At 64.6% G+C, this 18,571-nt stretch carries 22 protein-coding genes; 11 read left to right on the top strand and 11 right to left on the bottom strand.

Annotated features, from left to right (window positions below; all coding sequences use genetic code 11):
• Positions 1-33: 33 nt before the first annotated feature.
• The 4 genes from FJ964_RS06545 to FJ964_RS06530 all read left to right on the top strand — a co-directional run bounded on the left by FJ964_RS06545 (position 34) and on the right by FJ964_RS06530 (position 2,143).
• Positions 34-633 (top strand): rod-binding protein, encoded by a 600-nt coding sequence (locus FJ964_RS06545; RefSeq protein WP_181172385.1) that lies wholly within the window; start codon positions 34-36, stop codon positions 631-633.
• Positions 634-646: 13 nt separating this feature from the next.
• Positions 647-1,072, top strand: a complete 426-nt coding sequence (locus tag FJ964_RS06540; protein WP_140496250.1) for a hypothetical protein — start codon at positions 647-649, stop codon at positions 1,070-1,072.
• A 30-nt stretch (positions 1,073-1,102) separates the two neighbouring features.
• Positions 1,103-1,624 (top strand): hypothetical protein, encoded by a 522-nt coding sequence (locus FJ964_RS06535; RefSeq protein ID WP_140549633.1) that lies wholly within the window; start codon positions 1,103-1,105, stop codon positions 1,622-1,624.
• A gap of 234 nt (positions 1,625-1,858) precedes the next feature.
• Complete coding sequence (locus FJ964_RS06530; protein WP_140549632.1) at positions 1,859-2,143, top strand: SCP2 sterol-binding domain-containing protein; 285 nt, start codon at positions 1,859-1,861, stop codon at positions 2,141-2,143.
• Between the two features lie 78 nt (positions 2,144-2,221).
• On the opposite strand, the gene FJ964_RS06525 is transcribed toward FJ964_RS06530, so the two are convergent.
• Both FJ964_RS06525 and odc2 read right to left on the bottom strand, forming a co-directional pair.
• Positions 2,222-2,821 (bottom strand): N-acetyltransferase, encoded by a 600-nt coding sequence (locus FJ964_RS06525; RefSeq protein ID WP_140549631.1) that lies wholly within the window; start codon positions 2,819-2,821, stop codon positions 2,222-2,224.
• Between the two features lie 96 nt (positions 2,822-2,917).
• Positions 2,918-4,051, bottom strand: coding sequence for an ornithine/lysine decarboxylase (gene odc2 / locus FJ964_RS06520; protein WP_140549630.1), 1,134 nt, complete (start codon positions 4,049-4,051; stop codon positions 2,918-2,920).
• A gap of 684 nt (positions 4,052-4,735) precedes the next feature.
• On the opposite strand from odc2, the gene FJ964_RS06515 reads away from it, so the two are divergent.
• The 3 genes from FJ964_RS06515 (at position 4,736) to FJ964_RS06505 (ending at position 7,581) form a co-directional block, all read left to right on the top strand.
• A complete protein-coding gene (locus FJ964_RS06515) occupies positions 4,736-5,635 on the top strand; it encodes a LysR family transcriptional regulator (protein WP_140496254.1) in 900 nt (299 codons plus the stop codon).
• 87 nt (positions 5,636-5,722) lie between these two features.
• Positions 5,723-6,391: a DUF1007 family protein gene (locus tag FJ964_RS06510; RefSeq protein ID WP_140549629.1), complete on the top strand. Its 669-nt coding sequence runs from the start codon at positions 5,723-5,725 to the stop codon at positions 6,389-6,391.
• A complete protein-coding gene (locus FJ964_RS06505; protein WP_140549628.1) occupies positions 6,388-7,581 on the top strand; it encodes a nickel/cobalt transporter in 1,194 nt (397 codons plus the stop codon). The genes FJ964_RS06510 and FJ964_RS06505 overlap by 4 nt, the downstream gene beginning before the upstream one ends.
• 87 nt (positions 7,582-7,668) lie before the next feature.
• On the opposite strand, the gene denD is transcribed toward FJ964_RS06505, so the two are convergent.
• Genes denD through FJ964_RS06485 form a run of 4 tightly spaced genes read right to left on the bottom strand, consistent with a single transcriptional unit; the run spans position 7,669 to position 10,628 of the window.
• A complete protein-coding gene (denD, locus tag FJ964_RS06500; protein WP_140549627.1) occupies positions 7,669-8,643 on the bottom strand; it encodes a D-erythronate dehydrogenase in 975 nt (324 codons plus the stop codon).
• 12 nt (positions 8,644-8,655) lie between these two features.
• Positions 8,656-8,868 carry a SoxR reducing system RseC family protein gene (locus FJ964_RS06495; RefSeq protein WP_140549626.1) on the bottom strand — a complete coding sequence of 71 codons (213 nt, stop codon included), beginning with the start codon at positions 8,866-8,868 and terminating at the stop codon, positions 8,656-8,658.
• 60 nt (positions 8,869-8,928) lie between these two features.
• On the bottom strand, positions 8,929-9,930 hold the full coding sequence (locus FJ964_RS06490) for a cation diffusion facilitator family transporter (protein WP_140549625.1): 1,002 nt from the start codon (positions 9,928-9,930) through the stop codon (positions 8,929-8,931).
• Between the two features lie 11 nt (positions 9,931-9,941).
• A complete protein-coding gene (locus tag FJ964_RS06485) occupies positions 9,942-10,628 on the bottom strand; it encodes a GNAT family protein (protein WP_140549624.1) in 687 nt (228 codons plus the stop codon).
• Between the two features lie 83 nt (positions 10,629-10,711).
• Between FJ964_RS06485 and FJ964_RS06480 the strand changes: the two genes are divergently transcribed.
• Both FJ964_RS06480 and FJ964_RS06475 read left to right on the top strand, forming a co-directional pair.
• Positions 10,712-11,896 (top strand): pyridoxal phosphate-dependent aminotransferase, encoded by a 1,185-nt coding sequence (locus FJ964_RS06480; protein WP_140549623.1) that lies wholly within the window; start codon positions 10,712-10,714, stop codon positions 11,894-11,896.
• 164 nt (positions 11,897-12,060) lie between these two features.
• Positions 12,061-12,435 (top strand): YciI family protein, encoded by a 375-nt coding sequence (locus FJ964_RS06475; protein ID WP_140549622.1) that lies wholly within the window; start codon positions 12,061-12,063, stop codon positions 12,433-12,435.
• Here the strand turns inward: FJ964_RS06475 and FJ964_RS06470 are convergent, their stop codons facing one another.
• From FJ964_RS06470 to FJ964_RS06460, 3 genes are all read right to left on the bottom strand, one after another.
• Positions 12,436-13,188 carry an SDR family oxidoreductase gene (locus tag FJ964_RS06470; protein ID WP_140549621.1) on the bottom strand — a complete coding sequence of 251 codons (753 nt, stop codon included), beginning with the start codon at positions 13,186-13,188 and terminating at the stop codon, positions 12,436-12,438.
• A gap of 486 nt (positions 13,189-13,674) precedes the next feature.
• Positions 13,675-14,415 carry a tellurite resistance TerB family protein gene (locus FJ964_RS06465; RefSeq protein WP_140549620.1) on the bottom strand — a complete coding sequence of 247 codons (741 nt, stop codon included), beginning with the start codon at positions 14,413-14,415 and terminating at the stop codon, positions 13,675-13,677.
• A gap of 116 nt (positions 14,416-14,531) precedes the next feature.
• The gene (locus FJ964_RS06460) at positions 14,532-15,461 is read right to left on the bottom strand and encodes a rhodanese-related sulfurtransferase (RefSeq protein WP_140549619.1); all 930 of its coding nucleotides are present in this window, start codon (positions 15,459-15,461) and stop codon (positions 14,532-14,534) included.
• Positions 15,462-15,648: 187 nt separating this feature from the next.
• On the opposite strand from FJ964_RS06460, the gene FJ964_RS06455 reads away from it, so the two are divergent.
• A complete protein-coding gene (locus FJ964_RS06455) occupies positions 15,649-16,287 on the top strand; it encodes a 2-dehydro-3-deoxy-phosphogluconate aldolase (protein WP_140549618.1) in 639 nt (212 codons plus the stop codon).
• An 11-nt stretch (positions 16,288-16,298) separates the two neighbouring features.
• Here the strand turns inward: FJ964_RS06455 and FJ964_RS06450 are convergent, their stop codons facing one another.
• A complete protein-coding gene (locus FJ964_RS06450; RefSeq protein WP_140549617.1) occupies positions 16,299-17,057 on the bottom strand; it encodes an SDR family oxidoreductase in 759 nt (252 codons plus the stop codon).
• A 218-nt stretch (positions 17,058-17,275) separates the two neighbouring features.
• Between FJ964_RS06450 and FJ964_RS06445 the strand changes: the two genes are divergently transcribed.
• On the top strand, positions 17,276-18,169 hold the full coding sequence (locus tag FJ964_RS06445) for an AraC family transcriptional regulator (RefSeq protein ID WP_140549616.1): 894 nt from the start codon (positions 17,276-17,278) through the stop codon (positions 18,167-18,169).
• Positions 18,170-18,250: 81 nt separating this feature from the next.
• Here FJ964_RS06445 and FJ964_RS30915 read toward each other — a convergent pair whose 3' ends face one another.
• Entirely contained in the window at positions 18,251-18,427 is a 177-nt protein-coding gene (locus FJ964_RS30915) for a hypothetical protein (protein ID WP_181172384.1), read from the bottom strand.
• Between the last annotated feature and the right edge of the window lie 144 nt (positions 18,428-18,571).

Here is an 18,571-nt window from a genome sequence, read left to right as displayed (position 1 = left end):
CCTCCCGCAAGCCTGCCACAAGCTTGTTGAGGCATGGTCTGGCCAAGGAAAACCGATAAAAGGCGGACTTTCTTGGCGATCTCTCCACCCAGCGACATCGTGATGGATGTTGTCCGAGCAGCCGAGCCGGCGGATCTCGCGGCCGCGCGCGCCGCGCTGACCAGGCATGCGGGCGGCGTTGCCGGCGGCTTTTCGGTCGATGCCGCTTCGGCCGGGACGATGCTGTCGCGCGCCAACGCTGATCAGGCCGTGGCGGCCGATCCGTCCAAGAAGTTCAAGAAATTCGAAGCCATGGTGCTCCAGACCTTCATCCAGAACATGATGCCCAAGGATACCGAGGGCGTGTACGGCACGGGCCTGGCCGGCGACATGTGGAAATCGCAGCTCGCCGAGCGCGTCGCCGACGTCATGGCCGAGCGCGGCGGCATCGGCATCGCCAAATCGCTGCTCGCCGACCATTATCTCGAAGGCAAGCGCAAGGTGCCGATCGGCCCGGTCTCCGGCGGGCCTGAAAAGACCGAGATCGACCGGCAGAGCCGTCTGTCCACCTCGCTCGTCCAGGAACTGCAGCGCAAGGCCGCCAGGTCCATGACCGGCGATGAAACGACCACAAAGACAGACATCAAGATCTAGACTGGGAAACGCCATGGCCGACTTTTCGGAATTCACCGCCAACCTGCCGGCGCGCACGGCCACATCGGAAGCCCCGGTCGCACTCGCGCGGCCCGGAAATCTTGCCGCCATCATCGGCCGCATCGAGGAAGTCGTCGAGCAAGAGACGGCCGGGCTGCGCAGCGACACCGGCTACGACCTCAAGGCCTCGAACGCGCGCAAGAGCCGCTATCTCTATGAACTGACCCGTGCCATGCGCGGCGGCAGCGAAGCCGAGTTCCTCGAACAGCACCGCGAAGGCCTTGTCCGGCTTCGCCAGAAGCTGGCGAAGAACGAGGCGGCGATCCTGGCGCATCTGAGCGCCGTCAACGAGGTCGCTGGCCTGTTGCGCACCGCCATCCAGCGCGCCGAAACCGACGGCACCTATTCCGCCGGCGAGTTCGGCCGGGCGCGCGGTTAGCGCGCGGTGCTCGCCGGCTCGGTTGCCTGAATGGTCAAGGTCATCGCCATCGCGGTCTGGATCTGCGTCGCCACGCTCGGCGCAGTGTTCTATTCGTTCCAGGCCGCCGGCGAACGCGGCGTCGGCGAAAAGCCGAAGCCGATGCTGGGCGGGCTGGACTACGTCAAGACCGAGGTCATCTCGGTGCCGCTGATCCGCAACGCCAGGATCGACGGTTATTTCCTGACCAAGTTGGTCTACACGGTCGAACCCGAGCAGATCAAGAAACTGTCGATCCCGGCCGAGGCGCTGATCACCGACCAGGTCTATTCCTATCTCTATTCCAATCCGCAGATCGACTTCACCAAGAAGGAGACGCTCGACCTCGACGCCTTCCGCGCCGCGATCCGCGATACCGTCAACACACGCGTCGGCGCCACACTGGTGCATGAAGTTCTGGTCGATCAGGTCAATTTCCTGAGCAAGGATGAGATACGCGATAACTGGCTGCGCCGCCGACAGGAAGCCGGCGCCACGGCGTCCGAGATGACCAAGGCGTTCAAGTCGCATTGAGCTCTCGGCATGCCACTGGCCAGGCACGGTGATCCGGTCCCTCGCCCGGTGCGGCGATCGGAACCAGGCCCTGCAATTCGCGTTGACGTAAACGTCAATCCAAAGCTATATGCGGCAGACCGTGGCCGCGAAGATGCATGGGCGTCGGGCGGATCGATGTGCCGTGGCGCGACAGATGCAACCAGATAAGCAGATGCAACCGAACAGGCAGATGCAACCAGACAGGAGAACAGCGTGAGCGTTCAGGAGATTGCCGACAAGATCAGGTCGCGCGTGGCCAGCAGCGGGTTCGATCGTTCCGTGAAGTTCGACACCGGCGGCGACGGCGTCATCGTTATCGACGGCGCCGATGTCTCGACCGCCGACCGCCCCGCCGACTGCACCATCAAGCTCTCGCTCGACGATCTGGACTCGCTGATATCGGGCGATCTCAACCCGACCATGGCGTTCATGACCGGCAAGATAAAGGTCGAAGGCGACATGTCTGTTGCCATGGCGCTCAGCCAGTTGATCGGCTGAGATAGAAGACCGCCGAGACTGTTCTCGGAACGAAAACGCCGCCGTTTCGGGCGGCGTTTTTCGTTCGGGCTCCGCGTCTCAGGCCGCCAGCGTCGGCGCCTTCAGCTTGCGCCCCGCGGCCTTCAGCGTGCCGTGGGCGCCGGCGAGCGTGCCTTCCACCAACTCCAGCGCGAGCAGCCGATGCCGCTCATACGGGCCCGGCATGGCCAGCGAACCGGTCTTCGCGGCCGAGAAGCCGAAGCGGCCGTAATAGGGCGCATCGCCGACCAGCAGGATCGCGGCGTGGCCGAGACGCGCGGCTTCGGCGACCGCATGGCGCATCAGCGCCGAGCCGATGCCGGCACTCTTGAGCGAAGGGGCGACCGCCAGAGGCCCGAGCAACAGTGCTGCCGGACCGCCCTCGCCCAGCCTGACGTCCCAGAGCCGCACCGTGCCCATCACGGTGCCCGATGCGTCGCGCGCGACGAAAGCCAGGCCTTCCGAGGGCCGCCGGCCCCGCCGCAGCTTCTCCGACGACTTCGTCTTGCGCTTCGGCCCCATGGCGGAGTCGAGCAACGCCTCGCGCGCTACGATGTCACCAGGTGTTTCGGCAACGATGGCGAAAGCACGGGCACTCTCCTCTCTCGAGGGGGAAATGTCGCGCGCAGCGCCTTCGGCAACGAAATTTGCAATGTCCATTTCCGCGATCCCTTCACGAGCGGAGACTGTTCCACAGGCGAGCCCGGATGGGCGACAGACGCCCACCTGGGATGATCCGACGGTTCTTTCGAACCGTCAGATCACGTAGGATCGGAGAGGCTCGAAGCCGTTGAAGGCGACCGCCGAATAGGTGGTCGTGTAGGCGCCGGTGCCTTCGATCAGCACCTCGTCGCCGATGGTCAGCGACAGAGGCAGCGGATAGGGCGTCTTCTCATACATCACGTCCGCCGAATCGCAGGTCGGGCCGGCGAGCACGCAAGGCGCGGTCTCTGAGCCGTCATGCGCGGTCACGATCGGGTAGCGGATCGCCTCGTCCATGGTTTCGGCCAAGCCGCCGAATTTGCCGATGTCGAGGAACACCCAGCGCACATTGTCGTTGTCGGCCTTTTTCGAGATCAGCACGACTTCCGACTTGATGACGCCGGCATTGCCGACCATGCCGCGGCCCGGCTCGATGATGGTCTCGGGAATGGCGTTGCCGAAATGCTTGCGCAGCGCCGAGAAGATGGCCTGGCCGTAAGCCTGGGCCGCCGGCACGTCGCGCAAATAGCGCGTCGGGAAGCCGCCGCCCATATTGACCATCTTCAGGACGATGCCTTCCTCGGCGAGCGTCGAAAACACGGTCTTGGCGTCGGCCAGCGCGCGGTCCCAGGCCGTCAGGTCGGTCTGCTGCGAGCCGACATGGAACGACACGCCATAGGCGTCGAGCCCGAGCGCCCTGGCATGGCGCAGCACGTCGACGGCCATCGCAGGCACGCAGCCGAACTTGCGCGACAGCGGCCATTCGGCGCCCTCGCCATCGGTCAGCACGCGGCAGAACACGCGGGCGCCTGGAGCGGCGCGGGCGATCTTCTCGACCTCCTCGACGCAATCGACGGCGAACAGCTTGATGCCGAGCTGGTAGGCGCGCGCGATGTCGCGCTCCTTCTTGATGGTGTTGCCGAAGGAGATGCGGTCCGCCGGCGCACCGGCATCCATCGCCATCTCGACTTCGGCAACGGAAGCGGTGTCGAAGGACGAGCCCATCGCAGCAAGGAGGCGCAGGATTTCCGGCGCCGGGTTTGCTTTCACCGCATAGTAGATCCTGGAATCGGGCAGCGCCTTCTCGAAGGCGCGGAAATTGTCGCGCACGACATCGAGGTCGACGACGAGGCAAGGACCGGTCGGACGTCGGGTGGCGAGGAAGTCGAGGATGCGCTGCGTGGCCATCGGGTTTCTCCATCACGCCTTTCGGCGCGCACAAGGGTGCGGACGCGGGCTGTCGGCCTCGCGAACACGCGGTGGACAAAGGCGGGACGGAAATCCATGGAACCAGCCGGTGGAGACCCCGGAACCATGAAACGCCGTCTCGCGGCGATGAACCTTGGCCTTGCCCGGCTTCGGTTCGCTTTGTCTGCCTTGGCTTGGATTGGGAGAACCCCGTTCCGCACTGCCGGCAATGATGGTGTGCCTCTTCAGTAACCCCGGTCTTTGGACAACCGGCAGAGAACCAGAAAGGCCCGCACCGTCGTTGCTTCAAGGTGTCCTCGGTCTGGCGGTTGGCCGCTAAACCGACTGGAGGGGTTGGCTCCAGTTACCTTACCGATTTCCCTCACCATTCAGAGGATCGGCGGACACCCACAGGCACGTGCGACTTTGGGCAAGCGCGATATAGGGGCAGAGAGATTCACAATCAATAAAAATCGTATCGCAGGTTGTAAAAATTCCGGCATCGAACAATGTTGGTTTCACCGTATCCGGATATCGAACGATGACAGGCACGCACCGCCCTTTCGACGCCCTTCTGCACCCCCGCAAGATACCGGTGGTCCGGCCCGTCGCTGGCCCTTCCGGCGGCGACATTGCCCTGATACGGCTCGGCCGAAACTCGACGCCGCACGAAAGGCCTGATTCATGGACACACTGACCCGCATGCGCGCCTTCATCGACGTGGTCGAGGCCGAGGGCTTTTCGGCGGCGGCGCGCAAGATCGGCCGCTCCAAGGCGCTGCTGTCGAAATATGTGCGCGAGCTGGAGGACGAGCTCGGCGCGCTGCTGCTCAACCGCACCACCCGCCAATTCTCGATGACCGAGGCCGGCCATACCTATTATCGCCGCGCCTCCGAGATCGTGCGCGAGGTCGACAGCCTTGCCGATGCCGTGCGCGAATCCTCCGGCGACGTGCGCGGCAGGATCAAACTGTCCGCGCCGCGCACCTTCGCCGACGCGCCGATCGGCCAGTCGCTGATCGACTTCGCCAAGCAATATCCCGACATCGTGCTCGACATCCAGCTGGACGACCGCTTCGTCGACCTCGTCGAGGAAGGCTTTGACCTCGCGGTGCGCATCTCGCGCCTGGAGAACTCGTCGCTGATCGCCAGGCGTCTGGCGCCGTTCTCGACGCGGCTGTGCGCCTCTCCCGAACTCATCGCAAAACATGGCATGCCGGTGCGGGCGCAGGATCTCGGCCGCATGCCCTGCATCGTCGACACCAATGGCCGCGGCCTGAACAACTGGCAATTCAAGGGAGACGGCGAGGATACGGTAAGCGTCTCGGTCTCCGGCCCGATCGAAGTCAACAGCCCGATGGCGGCGCGGGCTGCTGCCCTGTCGGGGTTGGGATTTGCCATCCTGCCGGATTTCATCGCCGTGCCGGATATTGCGAGCGGCCGGCTGGTAACGGTGCTGGATGACCGCACCCTGTCGGGTGCCGGCATTTTCGCCGTCTATCCGCACCGGCGCTATTTGCCCGCCAAGGTGCGTGTCTTCGTCGATTTCCTGGTCCAGTGGTTCAGGACGCGCGAAACCGCATGACCGGCTTCAATTGCGGCGCGGTCCCATTTTCGCCCCCTTTCTGGTAACTGTCGACTTCTCTCCGAAGCCAGGGAATCGCGACCGCGAATGCATCTGAAACGGCACGCAATCATGCTGGCTTCGGCCTTGGCGGCGACATTGGCCGCCGTTGGACCGGCCGAGGTGCATCCCCACGTTTTCGCTGAGGCCCGCCTCGACGTGATCCTCTCCCCGGATCACCAAAGCGTGAAAGCGCTGCGCCATCTCTGGCGCTTCGACGATCTGTTTTCCAGTACCGTCATGATGGAGTTCGACAAGAATTCCGACCTGAAGCTTGACGACAAGGAACTGAAGGAGGTCGCCGAAACGGTCCACGCTTCGCTGGCCGAGTTCAACTATTTCCAGCTCGTCACCCAGGACGGCAAGGACGTGCCGATGACGCCGCCGCCGCATCTGATGGCCAATTTCGACAACGACCAGCTGATCATCCTGTTCGAGTCCGAACCGAAGGCGCCGATCAAACTCGCCGGCAAGATCGATATCGGCGTCTACGATCCGACCTTCTACACGGCGATCGATTTCACCGAGGACGCCAACATCACGGTCGAGGGCCTGCCGCCGAACTGCACCGACAAGGTGGTCCGCCCCGACCCGGATGAGGCCATCAAGGAAAACCAGAAGACCCTGACGGACGCCTTCTTCAACGACCCGACGGGCACCGACATGAGCAAGATCTTCGCCACCAAGCTCGAACTGACCTGTCAGCCAGAAGGATGAATGCAGTGAAACCCTCTCTGCGTTTGGCGTTCGGCCTGTTGGCCCTCACCTTTGCCGCAATGCATTTCTTCGGCACGGCGCATGCGCAGAGTTCGCTCGGCATCGGCGTCAATGACGGCATGGCGCCGACCACCGGCCCGTTCGCCCACATCCTGATGTGGATCAATCTGCGGCAGCAGGAATTCTACCGCGCGCTGGCCACGGCGATGAAGGCGATGCGCCAGGACAACTCCAAGCTCTGGGTGCTCATCGGCCTGTCCTTCGCCTACGGCATTTTCCACGCCGCCGGCCCCGGCCACGGCAAGGCGGTGATCTCGTCCTATATGGTCGCCAACGAAGTGGCCTTGCGGCGCGGTATTCTGTTGTCCTTCGTCTCGGCGCTGCTGCAGGGCCTGACCGCGGTCGCGGTCATGGCGGTCGCCTATTTCGTCCTGCGCGGCACCGCCGTCTCGATGACCGACGCAGCCTGGTTCATGGAGATCATGAGCTTCGTCTTCGTCACTTTGTTCGGCGCCTGGCTGCTGTGGCGCAAGCTCGGCCCTTCCATCCTGCGCCTGTTCGGCAGAGGTCCCGCCTATAGCCTGTCGGCGGCTCACGCCGGCCACTCACACGCTGGTCATTCGCATGGCGGCCATTCTCACGCCGGCCATTCGCATGCCTCACACAGCCACGCTGCGCATGCCCATTCGCATGCGCACCTGCGTGACGATCATGACCATGCCCATGACCATTCGCATGACCACGACCATCGCGCGCACGCCCATGCGCATCACGATCACGCCCATCATGACCATTCAGTGGGCGAGGTCTGCGAAACCTGCGGTCATTCGCATGCGCCCGATCCGGCGCTGCTGTCGGGCGACCGCTTCGACTGGCGCACCGCCTGGACGGCGGTGGCCGCGGTCGGTATCCGCCCCTGCTCCGGCGCGCTGATCGTGCTCAGCTTCGCCCTGCTCAACGGCCTGTGGCTCGGCGGCCTGCTGTCGGTGCTGGCGATGTCGATCGGCACCGCCATCACCGTCTCTGCGCTGGCGACGATCGCGGTGACCGCCAAGAACTGGGCGGTGTATTTCGCCGGCGACGGCCGCATGGGCAACCGCATCCATTCGATCGTCGAGATCGGCGGCGCCGCCTTCGTGTTCCTGTTCGGACTGCTGTTGCTGTCGGCGAGCCTGACGGGCGGCGTCTGACCCGCAAATGGCGCCCGAGGATGAGGGAAATCGCAGCGCCTTCCGGTGACAGGGATCAGCCGTTGGCAGCCCGGCATCGCCTGAATATCAATCCACCTTGCCGCCGAGTTCATCCTCGATATGCGCGCGGATGATTTCGTCAAAATTCTTCTCGGCGCTGAAGCCGAGTTCCTTTGACCGCCGTGCCTCGAACCGCGTCGGCCAGCCCTTGACGATCGCCCAGATCGTCTCATCCGGCTCCTCGCGGATCAGGCTCACCGCCTTCGGCCCGGCGATGCGTTCCAGCGCCTCGATCTGCTCGCCGACGGTGACGGCGACGCCTGGCATCGTCAGGTTGCGGCGCGGCCCGACGGCGGCGCTGTCGATTCCGGCCGCATGGATCAGGAACTTCACCGCCGAGCGTGGGCTGGCGTGGGTATGGACGACGGTGCGCGGCACCGGCAGGATCGCCTCCTGACCGCTCAGCGGCTCGCGGATGATGCCGGAGAAGAAGCCGGAGGCCGCCTTGTTCGGCTTGCCCGGCCGCACGCAGATGGTCGGCAGCCGGATGCCGATGCCGTCGAAGAAGCCGCGCCTGGAATAGTCGGCCAGCAGCGCCTCGCTCATCTGCTTCTGCGTGCCGTAAGAGGTCAGCGGCGTCGTGTGGAATTCATCGGGAATGATGTCCGGGAACGGCGCGCCGAACACCGCGATCGACGAGGTGAACACGACGCGCGGCGCAAACCCCGCCAGCCGGATGGCATCGAACAAGGCGCGCGTGCCGTCGAGATTGACGCGATAACCGAGATCGAAATTGGCTTCCGCCTCGCCCGACACGATGCCGGCGAGATGGAACACGACGTCGGGCCGCGACGCGACCAGCCTCTCGGCGGCGCCCGCCTCGGCGAGATCGCCGGTATGGCTGTGGATGCTGACGCCATCGATGGCCGGCGCCTGTGGCGGTACGATGTCGTGCAGATCGAGCGCGGTGATCTTCTGGCCGCGCAGCCTGCCGTCCTTCGCCAGCCGTGCAATGAGCTTTCGGCCGACCATGCCGGCGGCGCCCGTGATCAGAATGCGCATGTCCGATATCCCTTATTTGCCCTGATTTTTGCGCTGGCTGCGCGCGCGCAGCCAGAACACCAAGAAAAACGCCAGCACGAACGCAGTGCCGAAGATGCCGGCGAGCGCGGTCGACAGGTCGCCGAGGGCCAGCATGATGTTTGGCAGGAAATAGACGGCGATGCCGAACAGCAGCATGATCGACAGCGCCGCGATGGCGGCGTTCCTGGTATCGCGATCCATTATGCTGTCCCGGCGTGGCCAGGGGTTGTCGAGCTCGGATTCAAGGCGCTTGGGTTCCCTGCGTCAGTGATGGTGGCCATGATGCAAAGCCGCGTCATGCCCCTGGTGTTGGTCATGGTCATGGTCATGATCGTGCTCGTCGCCGTCGTCGGCACACTGGCCGAATTCAGGTTCCACCGTGGCATGGCTGATGCCATGCTCCGACGCAAGCCGCTTCTTGATCGCGCTGACCGCCTTGTGCGCGTCCACGCCCTCGTCGAGGCAGGCATGCAGCGTCGCCATGCTGCTGGTGCCGTCGATCGACCAGATGTGCATGTGGTGCACCTCGCGCACCCCCTGGACCCTCGTCGCGATGTCGCTGGCGATCAGATCGCGGTCGAGGCTTGGCGGCACGCCTTCGAGCAGGACATGGGCGGCGGCACGCATCAGCGACCATGCCGTGGACAGGATCAGCAGCGAGACCAGCACCGACAGGATCGGATCGATCGGGGTCCAGCCGGTCGCCAGAATGACGATCGCCGCCACGATCGCCGCGGCCGAGCCGAGCAGGTCGCCGAGCACATGCAGTATGGCGCCGCGCATGTTGAGGCTTTCGCGGTTGCCGCCATGCAGCACCAGGAAAGAGCCGATGTTTACCAGCAGGCCGAGGATCGCCACCACCAGCATCGGCCCGCCCAGCACCGGCGCCGGCGTCTGCAGGCGCTCCCACGCCTCGTACACGATCCACAGCGCGATGACGAAGATGGCGATGCCGTTGGTGTAAGCCACCAGCGTCTTGACCCGCCCGAAGCCATAGGTCAGGCGGACGGTCGCCGGCCGGTCCGCAAGATGAAACGCATACCAGGCAAGGCCGAGCGCAATGGCGTCGGCAAGCATGTGGCCGGCATCGGCCAACAGCGCCAGAGAGCCGGTGAAGAGGCCGCCAAGCGCCTCGGCCACCATGAAGCCCGCCGTCAGGCAGGCAGCGATCAGAACGCGCTTCTTGTCGGTCGAGCCATGCACATGGCCCGCGCCATGACTATGCCCGCTGTGGTCGTGCCCGCTGTGATCGTGGCTGTGCGCCAATGATAAAACTCCTAGGCGCCAACTTCCGCGCGACAATCCTCGAGCCGTCGTTTCTGCTGGCCGGCACCGTCGAAATTGGCCGGATCGAGCCACGCCTCGTAGGCTTTGCGCAAGGCCGGCCATTCCTTGTCGATGATCGAATACCATGCGGTGTCGCGGTTTTCACCCTTGACGATCAGGTGCTGGCGGAAAACGCCCTCGAACTTGAAGCCGAACCGTTCCGCCGCGCGCTTCGACGGCTCGTTGCGGTTGTTGCATTTCCATTCGTAGCGGCGATAGCCGAGCTCGTCGAAAATGTATTTCATGAACAGGAACTGCGCTTCCGTCGCCGCCGGCTTGCGCGAGATGAGCGGCCCCCAATAGATGTTGCCGATCTCGATGACGCCATAGGCCGGATCGATGCGCATCAAGGTCTGGCGTCCGGCGACCTTGCCGCTCGCCTTGTCGATGACGGCGAAGAACAGCGGATCCCCGCTCGCCTCCACCTTGTCCAGCCAGGGCTGGAAGGCGGCGCGGGTTTCCGGCGGATAGTCGGGCAGCCAGGCGAAGCGGCCATCGACGTCGGCCACGGAAGACGCTTCATAGAGGCCATCGCCGTGCTTGGCTGCGCTTAGCGGCTCAAGCCTGACATAGCGGCCCTCCAGCACCTTGCGCTCCGGGCGCGGACGCGGCTGCCAGTCTTTGAGATTTTCCGACACCGAAAGCTCCAATCCGTTTGACTTTTGCGGGCCGAAGCTCACAAAAACGCAACCGCATAGCAAGAACCACACGGACGGTAAAAATGCTCCACACGATTTCGGCCTTCGATCGTCTCGGCGAGGAAAACGCCTTCGCCGTGCTCGCGAGGGCCACGGCACTCGCCCAACAAGGCCGCGACATCGTCAATCTCGGCATCGGCCAGCCCGACTTCAAGACGCCGCAGCACATTGTCGAGGCGGCGATCAAGGCGCTGCGCGACGGCCACCACGGCTACACGCCGGCGAACGGTCTGTTGGCGACGCGCGAGGCGGTGGTGCGCCGCACGCTGACCACGACCGGGGTCGAGGTATCGCCCGAAGCGGTGATGATCTTGCCCGGCGGCAAGCCGACCATGTTCGCCGCCATCCTGATGTTCGGCGAACCCGGCGCCGAGATCCTCTATCCCGATCCCGGTTTTCCCATCTACCGCTCGATGATCGAGTTCACCGGTGCTGCACCCATTCCCGTGCCGATGCGCGAGGAGAACGGCTTTGCCTTCTCGGCTGAAGAGACGCTGGCGCTGATCACCCCTAAGACGAGGCTCCTGATCCTCAACTCGCCGGCCAATCCGACCGGCGGCGTCACGCCGCGCGCCGAGATCGAGAAGCTGGTCAAGGGACTGGAGGCGCATCCCCAGGTCGCCATCCTCTCCGACGAGATCTACGACGTGATGACCTATGACGGCGAAAAACACTGCTCGCTGCTCGGCTTCCCCGAAATCCGCGACCGGCTGATCGTGCTCAACGGCTGGTCGAAGACCTGGGCGATGACCGGCTGGCGCATGGGCTGGTCGATCTGGCCGAACGGCGACAAGGGCGCCCATCTCTACGACAAGGTGCGCAAGCTGGCGGTCAATTGCTGGTCCTGCGTCAACGCGCCGAGCCAGTTTGCCGGCATCGCGGCAATCGACGGCCCGCAGGACGACGTCGACAAGATGATGCGCGCCTTCGACCGCCGCAGGAAGGTCGTGGTCGAGGGACTGAACGCCCTGCCAAACATTTCCTGCATCACGCCCAAGGGCGCCTTCTATGCCTTCCCCAACGTGTCGAAGACCGGCTGGAAGGCGAAGCAACTCGCCTCGGCCCTGCTCGACGACGCCGGCGTCGCGTTGATCGGCGGCCCCGATTTCGGCATTCTCGGCGAGGGCTATGTCAGGCTCTCCTACGCCAATTCCGAGGAGAACATTTTGCGCGCGCTGGACAGGATCGGAGCGTTCCTGGCCAAGTGAGGCTCAGCCCGGACCTTGGCCGGTTCAGATAGCTTGCCGTGATCGAACGCAGCTCCTCGCTGTCATGAGCCGTCGGGATGCGCGTGGCCGGAGGCTGGGCGAGCATGTCGGGAACGGCTACTGTCGTACCCTTGCAACCAGGATCGAAGAAGGGGTCGCGCCAGATGTTTTACGCCATCCTCGCCTACCATGCGGAAGCAGCGATCGCGGAGCTGACGCCTGAGCAGGACGCGGCACTGATGGCCGACCTGCTCGAGGTCAACGATCGGCTTTACCGGCAGGGCATGCTTGGCCCCTCGGCGCGACTTGGGGAGACGCAGTCGGCCTGCACCTTGCGCGGACCGGGCGACGGCACCGTCATCGACGGCCCCTTCGCCGAGACCAAGGAACAGCTTCTCGGCCTCTATGTCGTCGATTGCGCCAAGCGCGATGACGCGATCGCCATCGCGCGCGATCTGCGCCGCGTCAACCCGACCGCCGTCTACGAGATCCGCCCGATCGCGCTCTATCTGCCGGGCGTGGCGCTGACGGGCGCCTAATCAGCCTCTGCCCACGAACGGCATCTTGGTCGCCATCACGGTCATGAACAGCACATTGGCCTCGAGCGGCAGGCTGGCCATGTGGACGACGGCGTCGGCCACGTGCTGGACGTCCATCACCGCTTCGGCGGCAATCGAGCCGTTGGCCTGCGGCACGCCGACCGTCATCGGTTGCGCCATGTCGGTCAGCGCATTGCCGATGTCGATCTGGCCGCAGGCAATGTCGTAGGGGCGGCCGTCGAGCGCCAGCGTCTTGGTCAGCCCGGTGATGGCATGCTTGGTCGCGGTATAGGGCACCGATCCCGGGCGCGGCGCGTAGGCCGAGATGGAGCCGTTGTTGATGATGCGGCCGCCCATCGGTTTCTGCTTGCGCATGGCGCGGAAGGCCGCGCGGGCGCACAGGAACGAACCGGTAAGGTTTACGCCCACAACATCGTTCCACACCTCGACCGGTATTTCGTCGATCGGCGTCGACTTGTAGCCCATGCCGGCATTGTTGAAGAGCAGGTCGACGCGGCCGAACGCCTCCGCCACCGTCTCGAACAAATCATCGACCTCGCCGGGCTTGCTGATGTCGCAGGCGACTGCCAGTGCCTTGGCATCCGTCTGCCCGGCCGCGGCGATCGCCGCGTCCAGCAGCGCCTTCCGACGTCCGCAGAACACGGTATTCCAGCCGGCTTTGAGCAGCGCGGTGGCGACGCTCTTGCCGATGCCCGTGCCGGCGCCGGTGACGATGGCGGTTTTTTCGGTCATGGCAGATATCCTCCGGCTGCGCCGCATTTGGCTCGACTGATTTTCAGGTGGTCCAGGGACAAAAGGCATCGCAAATGACGGCGGCGATGGCAAGCGGGACGCTGGTGGCCAGGGCACCGAATCCGAGCCGGCAGGTCTCTTCGGAGCCTTTGACGACGCGCTGTCGAGGGAGCCTTTGAACGGAAAACCCGCCTGTGCGGCGGGTCCCTGGCGCAACTCAGCACCATAACCAAATATCTACCATAGTTGCCTTCACCCAGTCAAGGAAAAAATTCCTATCATGGGTTCGTAGCCTAGCCGGGTGCCGAAAAGTGCAATTCGTTTTTGGGAGAAGCCCGGAGGGCCGACAAAAAGGGCGGTCATTGGCGACCGCCCTGATCTGGACCGGACTTGGGAGGAGGAAAGCCGATCCGACTGTCTAGAATCATGCGCTTCCTGGGTTAACGAGAGGTTAACGCCACCAAGGCCCGCCTGTTCCGTTTTGGCCTACCAGCGTGGATTGGGTGAGGTCCCGGCCTTGGCAGCCGGCACTTTGACCGCCGAAACCGTCGCCTCGACATGGTCGATAAGCGCATCCGGCAGGCCGAGCCGGCCCGCGAGCAGATCGAGATAGCCGCGCTCGGCGCGTGTGTCGGGATCGATTGTAAGGCGCGACGCCGTGTAGAGTTCGAGCTTCTGCGCGTCGGTCTTGGCGCCGGCCACCAGCGTGTCGAGGTCGAGCGGGCTCTCCAGCTCCGCCATCAGGAATTTTTCCGCATCGGAACCGATCCCCGCGAGGCTCAGCTTGCCGGCGATCTTCTTGCGCTCCTCGTCGTCGACATGGCCGTCGGCCTTGGCCGCCGAGATCATCGCCCGCACCAGGGTCAGCGTGAATTCGTCCTCGCCCTGGGGCGCTTGCGACGGGTGGAAGGCAGTGTCCTTCGGCGGCGGCAGCAATTCCGGTTCGCCGGCCGCCGGCGCCTGCTCGGGTGCATTGCCGGCCTTGTAGTTCTGGTAGGCCTTGTAGGCGAGGCCACCGATCGCTGCCAATCCGCCGAGCTTGACGGCGGCACCGGTGACCTGGCGCCCGGCGCCGGTTCCAAGCAGCACCGCGGCCAGCGCGCCCGCCGCAAGAGGATTGTCCTTGGCCATCTGCACCGCCTGTCCCGCCTTGTCGCGGACCGTGCCGCCGGTGCCGGGAATTTGCGAGCCGAGCAGATCGTCGAGAAGCTTCTTGGGATCGAACATCAATGCCTCCAGGATTGCCCGGCCGAACGGGCAGGTTTCGAACGCCGAAGACGTAGGTCCCGAAACCAGGCATTGCAATGACGGACGGCCGCTTTGCCCCGGCCCAGGTGCCTTGATCAGGATCCGATATGCGGTCCCCTGCCCCGCGCCTGCGCCAGCTCGACCTGCCGCTGGCGCTCGGCATAGCGCTGGCGGTCGTCGTCCGAACGAGCGTCGAAACAATGCGGGCAAGAGACGCCGGCGGCAAATTTCGGCGATGTCAGCTCGTCCAAGGTCAGCGGATGCCGGCAGGCGCGGCACAGCTCGGCGTCGCCCTCGGCGAGGCCGTGCGACACCGAAACCCGTTCGTCGAAGACGAAGCATTCGCCTTGCCACAGGCTGTCTTCGGCCGGCACCTCTTCGAGATATTTCAGGATGCCGCCCTTGAGATGGAACACCTCCTCGAGACCGAGCGACCTGACATAGGCCGTCGCCTTTTCGCAGCGTATGCCGCCGGTGCAGAACATGGCGACCTTGCGGCCTTCCAGCTCCGCGCGGTGCTCTTCCACCCAGGCCGGGAATTCGCGAAAGCTCGCGGTCGCCGGATCGATGGCGCCCTTGAAGGTACCGATCGACACTTCGTAGGCGTTGCGCGTGTCGATGACGATCGTGTCGGGTTGGGAAATCAGCGCGTTCCAGTCGGCCGGCGCGACATAGGTGCCCGCACTTTTCGCCGGGTCGATGTTTTCGACACCCATGGTGACGATCTCGCGCTTCAGCCGCACCTTCATGCGGTGGAAGGGCGGTTGCGCGGCGCTGCTGTATTTCACCTCGAGGCCGGACAGCCCGTCGATGCCTTCGAGATGTCCGATCAGTTCGGCAATCGCCGCATCGCTGCCGGCGACCGTGCCGTTGATGCCTTCATGCGCCAGAAGCAGCGTACCTCTGATGCCGCGTCCACAGCAAAAAGCGGCCAGTGGAGCCCGCAGCGCCTGGAAGGCGTCGAGCCGCGCAAATTTGTAGAGCGCGGCGACGCGGACAGGCTGGGATGGCGCGGACGGTGTCATTGCCAGAGCAACTAGACGCTCGTAAAAGCCGATTCAAGGCGAAACGGGTTTGACGGCCTGTCATGGCCCTGTTCCGGAAGAGCCCGTAAGCTGCCCGGCGTGCGTGACATCACGACACGCCCGGTTGCGTGGACAGGAAAATATCAGTCTGCTAATCGGTTGAATTGGCAACGACATGGAGAGAAAGATGCCCAGCAAGACCGAAAGACTCCTGTCGCTGCTTAACGGCCAGCCGGTCATCCCGGTGCTGAAGATCGCTGAAGTTGCCAATGCCGTGCCCTTGGCCCGCGCTTTGGCGCGCGGCGGCCTGCCGGCGATCGAGATCACGCTCAGGACCGCGGATGCGCTGGAAGCGATCCGCCGCGTGGCGGGCGAGGTCGAGGAAGCCATCGTCGGTGCCGGCACCATTCTGGATGCGCGCCAGTTCGACGAGGCGGCCGCCGCCGGCTCGCAATTCATCGTCAGCCCGGGCATAACCCGCGAGCTTCTGGCCGGCGCCGCCGACAGCGAGGTTCCGCTGCTGCCCGGCGCCATCACCCCCGGCGAGATCATGGCCGCGCGCGAAGCAGGCTTGCGCTTCCTGAAGTTCTTCCCGGCCGAGCAGTCCGGCGGCATCGCCTCGCTGAAGGCATTCGCCTCGCCGCTCGCCGACGTGAAATTCTGCCCGACCGGCGGCATCACCGGCAAGAACGCGGCCGACTATCTCAGCCTGCCCAATGTCATCTGCGTCGGCGGCTCCTGGGTCGCCCCCGATGACATGGTCAAGGCCGGCAGGTGGGACGAGATCGAAGCTCTCGCACGCGCCGCGAGCAAGCTCGCCGGATAACGCTTTCGCGTTCACCAGCGCAGCGGGCCATTCTCGTCGAAATAGCCGGCAGTCGGACCATCGGCATCCAGCGTCGCCAGGCGCACGATGATCTCGGCTGCCTGCCGCACCGTGCGACCGCCCCTGTGCCCGTTGAGATCGGTCGCGGTGTAGCCGGGAGCGGCCGCATTCACCTTGATGCCGCGCGGCGCGAGCTCCCTGGCGAACGCCACCGTGATGGCGTTGAGCGCCGTCTTGGAGCTGCCATAGCCCATGATGTTGGGCGACTGGTTTTCACCTGTTGCGTCCTGCGCGCGTGCGATCGAGCCGATATAGCTGCTTACCATGACGATGCGGCCGGCGGGCGAGGCCAGCAAGAGCGGCAGGAATGCCTGGGTGACCCGGACCGGGCCGAAGACGTTGACGTCATAGGTGGCCTTGATGTCGGCGACATTCTCCCGGCTCGGCGGCAGCTCATAGCGGCCGTCGGGGCCGAGCGCGTCGACATATCGCGGGGCGATCCCGGCATTGTTGACCAGCACGTCGAGGCTCGGCACCCGCGCCGCGACGGTCCTGGCGGCGGCTGCCACGCTTTCGTCATCGGCGACGTCGAGTTCGAGCCACTCGACGTCGAGCCCTTCGCTGCGCAGCGCCTGTGCCGCCCCGGCGCCGCGTTCGGCGTCGCGGGCGCCGAGCCAGACCTTGAATCCTGTCGCCGCCAGGCGCCGTGCGGTCTCCAGGCCGATGCCCTTGTTGGCGCCGGTCACCAGCGCGCTCTTCGATGCGGTCATATCCAACTCTCCTTTGTGGGGGCCTGATGCATGTCGCCCAAAAGGGGTTCCGGTCTGGGAGAACGACATGCATAAAACGAACCCATGGCGCGTCGCCAAACGCGACGCGCCTTAGAGATGGCGCATCGCGACGGGCCTCGCGCGCCGAAAACTCTCTTGCTCTTGCCTGATCCTCTCACCTGGTTGCGCGGCCCACGCGGATCGGCAATGCTGAAACGATGAGAGAAGCGCTGCTGGAATTGATCGCCATCGCCGCCCGCCATGCGCATGGACGGCGGACAAGGACGGCGATCCCTCGCGTTACGATCGGCCGCAGCGAGGTCCCGACGCCGCCGATGCCCGAGCTTTGCCAGCCGACGGCGCTGTTCGTGCTGCAAGGCACAAAATCGGTGCTGATCGGCGAGCGCACACTTCGTTATCAAGCCGGCAGCTATTTCGTCTACGCGGTCGAGACACCCGCCACCAGCCAGCTGATCGAGGCAAGCACCGCGCATCCCTATGTGGCCATCGGCTTCGCCCTCGATGTCAACGCGATCGCAGCCCTGCTCATCGAGCACGAGCCGGCCGTCGGTGGCGACGATTTCATGACCTACCTGGCCAATGACGACCTGCTCGACGCGTGGCGCCGGATGCTGCGGCTGCTCGACAGGCCCGCCGAGATTCCCGTGCTCGCTCCCCTGCTCGAGCGCGAGATATTGTTTCGCCTGTTGCAAGGCCCACAAGGCGCGAAGTTGCGCCAGCTCGCCGGCGCCGACAGCCGCTTGTCACAGATCCGCCGGGCGACCGCCTGGATCCGGGCTCACTATGACGAGCCCATCGAGGTGCGGCGGTTGGCCGAACTCGCCAATATGAGCAGCGCTGCGTTTCATCGTCACTTCAAGGCGGCGACGGCAATGAGCCCGATCCAGTACCAGAAGCAGGTCCGCCTGCTGGAGGCCCGCCACCTGCTGCTGGCCCAGCCGGGAAACGCCGCGCAGGTTGCCTTTACGGTCGGCTATGAAAGTGCTTCACAGTTCAGCCGGGAATATGCGCGTCAGTTCGGGTTGCCGCCCGCGCGCGATGCCGCGCGGCTTCTGGCGCGGGGCGAAGCGGCCGCGCTGGACATCGACTGAACCATCCCGGGCGGCACGAAAAAGCCCGGCCAGCTCGCGCCGGTCGGGCTAGTTTGGTGCCATGGCAGTCAGCCTTGGCGGTCAGTTGCAGACCCTGACCTTCTCGACCACCTTGTGGTGATGCTTCCAATGCGTGACCACCTTGGTCCGGCAGTGATGCTTGCCATTTTTGATGATCACGGTTTCGGCTTGCGAGGAAGCAATAGCCGCCGATGCCGCCACCAGCGCCAGGACGGATGCCAATAGAATCTTCTTCATGAATATCCCCAGGTTGGAACGCAGCCATTCTAGCCCGGAAATGAGCGGCTTTTACGTTTTCACGAGAAGTTCAGGCACCCGTGATCCCCCGGGGCCGGCTTCATGCATGCCGGTTGCTCCCGCACACAGCCGGCTGACAACAAA

The sequence above is a fragment of the Mesorhizobium sp. B2-3-2 genome, assembly GCF_006442295.1.
Classification (GTDB): domain Bacteria; phylum Pseudomonadota; class Alphaproteobacteria; order Rhizobiales; family Rhizobiaceae; genus Mesorhizobium.
This window is presented reverse-complemented; position numbering and strand designations above follow the sequence as displayed.

Excerpts from the sequence above, each read along its gene's own strand:
- FJ964_RS06505 (WP_140549628.1), top strand. The coding sequence starts at position 6,388 with ATGAATGCAGTGAAACCCTCTCTGCGTTTGGCGTTCGGCCTGTTGGCC.
- FJ964_RS30915 (WP_181172384.1), bottom strand. The coding sequence starts at position 18,427 with ATGAAGAAGATTCTATTGGCATCCGTCCTGGCGCTGGTGGCGGCATCG.
- FJ964_RS06525 (WP_140549631.1), bottom strand. The coding sequence starts at position 2,821 with ATGGACATTGCAAATTTCGTTGCCGAAGGCGCTGCGCGCGACATTTCC.
- FJ964_RS06475 (WP_140549622.1), top strand. The coding sequence starts at position 12,061 with ATGTTTTACGCCATCCTCGCCTACCATGCGGAAGCAGCGATCGCGGAG.
- FJ964_RS06515 (WP_140496254.1), top strand. The coding sequence starts at position 4,736 with ATGGACACACTGACCCGCATGCGCGCCTTCATCGACGTGGTCGAGGCC.
- FJ964_RS06460 (WP_140549619.1), bottom strand. The coding sequence starts at position 15,461 with ATGACACCGTCCGCGCCATCCCAGCCTGTCCGCGTCGCCGCGCTCTAC.
- odc2 (WP_140549630.1), bottom strand. The coding sequence starts at position 4,051 with ATGGCCACGCAGCGCATCCTCGACTTCCTCGCCACCCGACGTCCGACC.
- FJ964_RS06455 (WP_140549618.1), top strand. The coding sequence starts at position 15,649 with ATGCCCAGCAAGACCGAAAGACTCCTGTCGCTGCTTAACGGCCAGCCG.
- FJ964_RS06465 (WP_140549620.1), bottom strand. The coding sequence starts at position 14,415 with ATGTTCGATCCCAAGAAGCTTCTCGACGATCTGCTCGGCTCGCAAATT.
- FJ964_RS06540 (WP_140496250.1), top strand. The coding sequence starts at position 647 with ATGGCCGACTTTTCGGAATTCACCGCCAACCTGCCGGCGCGCACGGCC.
- FJ964_RS06450 (WP_140549617.1), bottom strand. The coding sequence starts at position 17,057 with ATGACCGCATCGAAGAGCGCGCTGGTGACCGGCGCCAACAAGGGCATC.
- FJ964_RS06445 (WP_140549616.1), top strand. The coding sequence starts at position 17,276 with ATGAGAGAAGCGCTGCTGGAATTGATCGCCATCGCCGCCCGCCATGCG.
- FJ964_RS06535 (WP_140549633.1), top strand. The coding sequence starts at position 1,103 with ATGGTCAAGGTCATCGCCATCGCGGTCTGGATCTGCGTCGCCACGCTC.
- FJ964_RS06480 (WP_140549623.1), top strand. The coding sequence starts at position 10,712 with ATGCTCCACACGATTTCGGCCTTCGATCGTCTCGGCGAGGAAAACGCC.
- FJ964_RS06510 (WP_140549629.1), top strand. The coding sequence starts at position 5,723 with ATGCATCTGAAACGGCACGCAATCATGCTGGCTTCGGCCTTGGCGGCG.
- FJ964_RS06470 (WP_140549621.1), bottom strand. The coding sequence starts at position 13,188 with ATGACCGAAAAAACCGCCATCGTCACCGGCGCCGGCACGGGCATCGGC.
- denD (WP_140549627.1), bottom strand. The coding sequence starts at position 8,643 with ATGCGCATTCTGATCACGGGCGCCGCCGGCATGGTCGGCCGAAAGCTC.
- FJ964_RS06545 (WP_181172385.1), top strand. The coding sequence starts at position 34 with ATGGTCTGGCCAAGGAAAACCGATAAAAGGCGGACTTTCTTGGCGATC.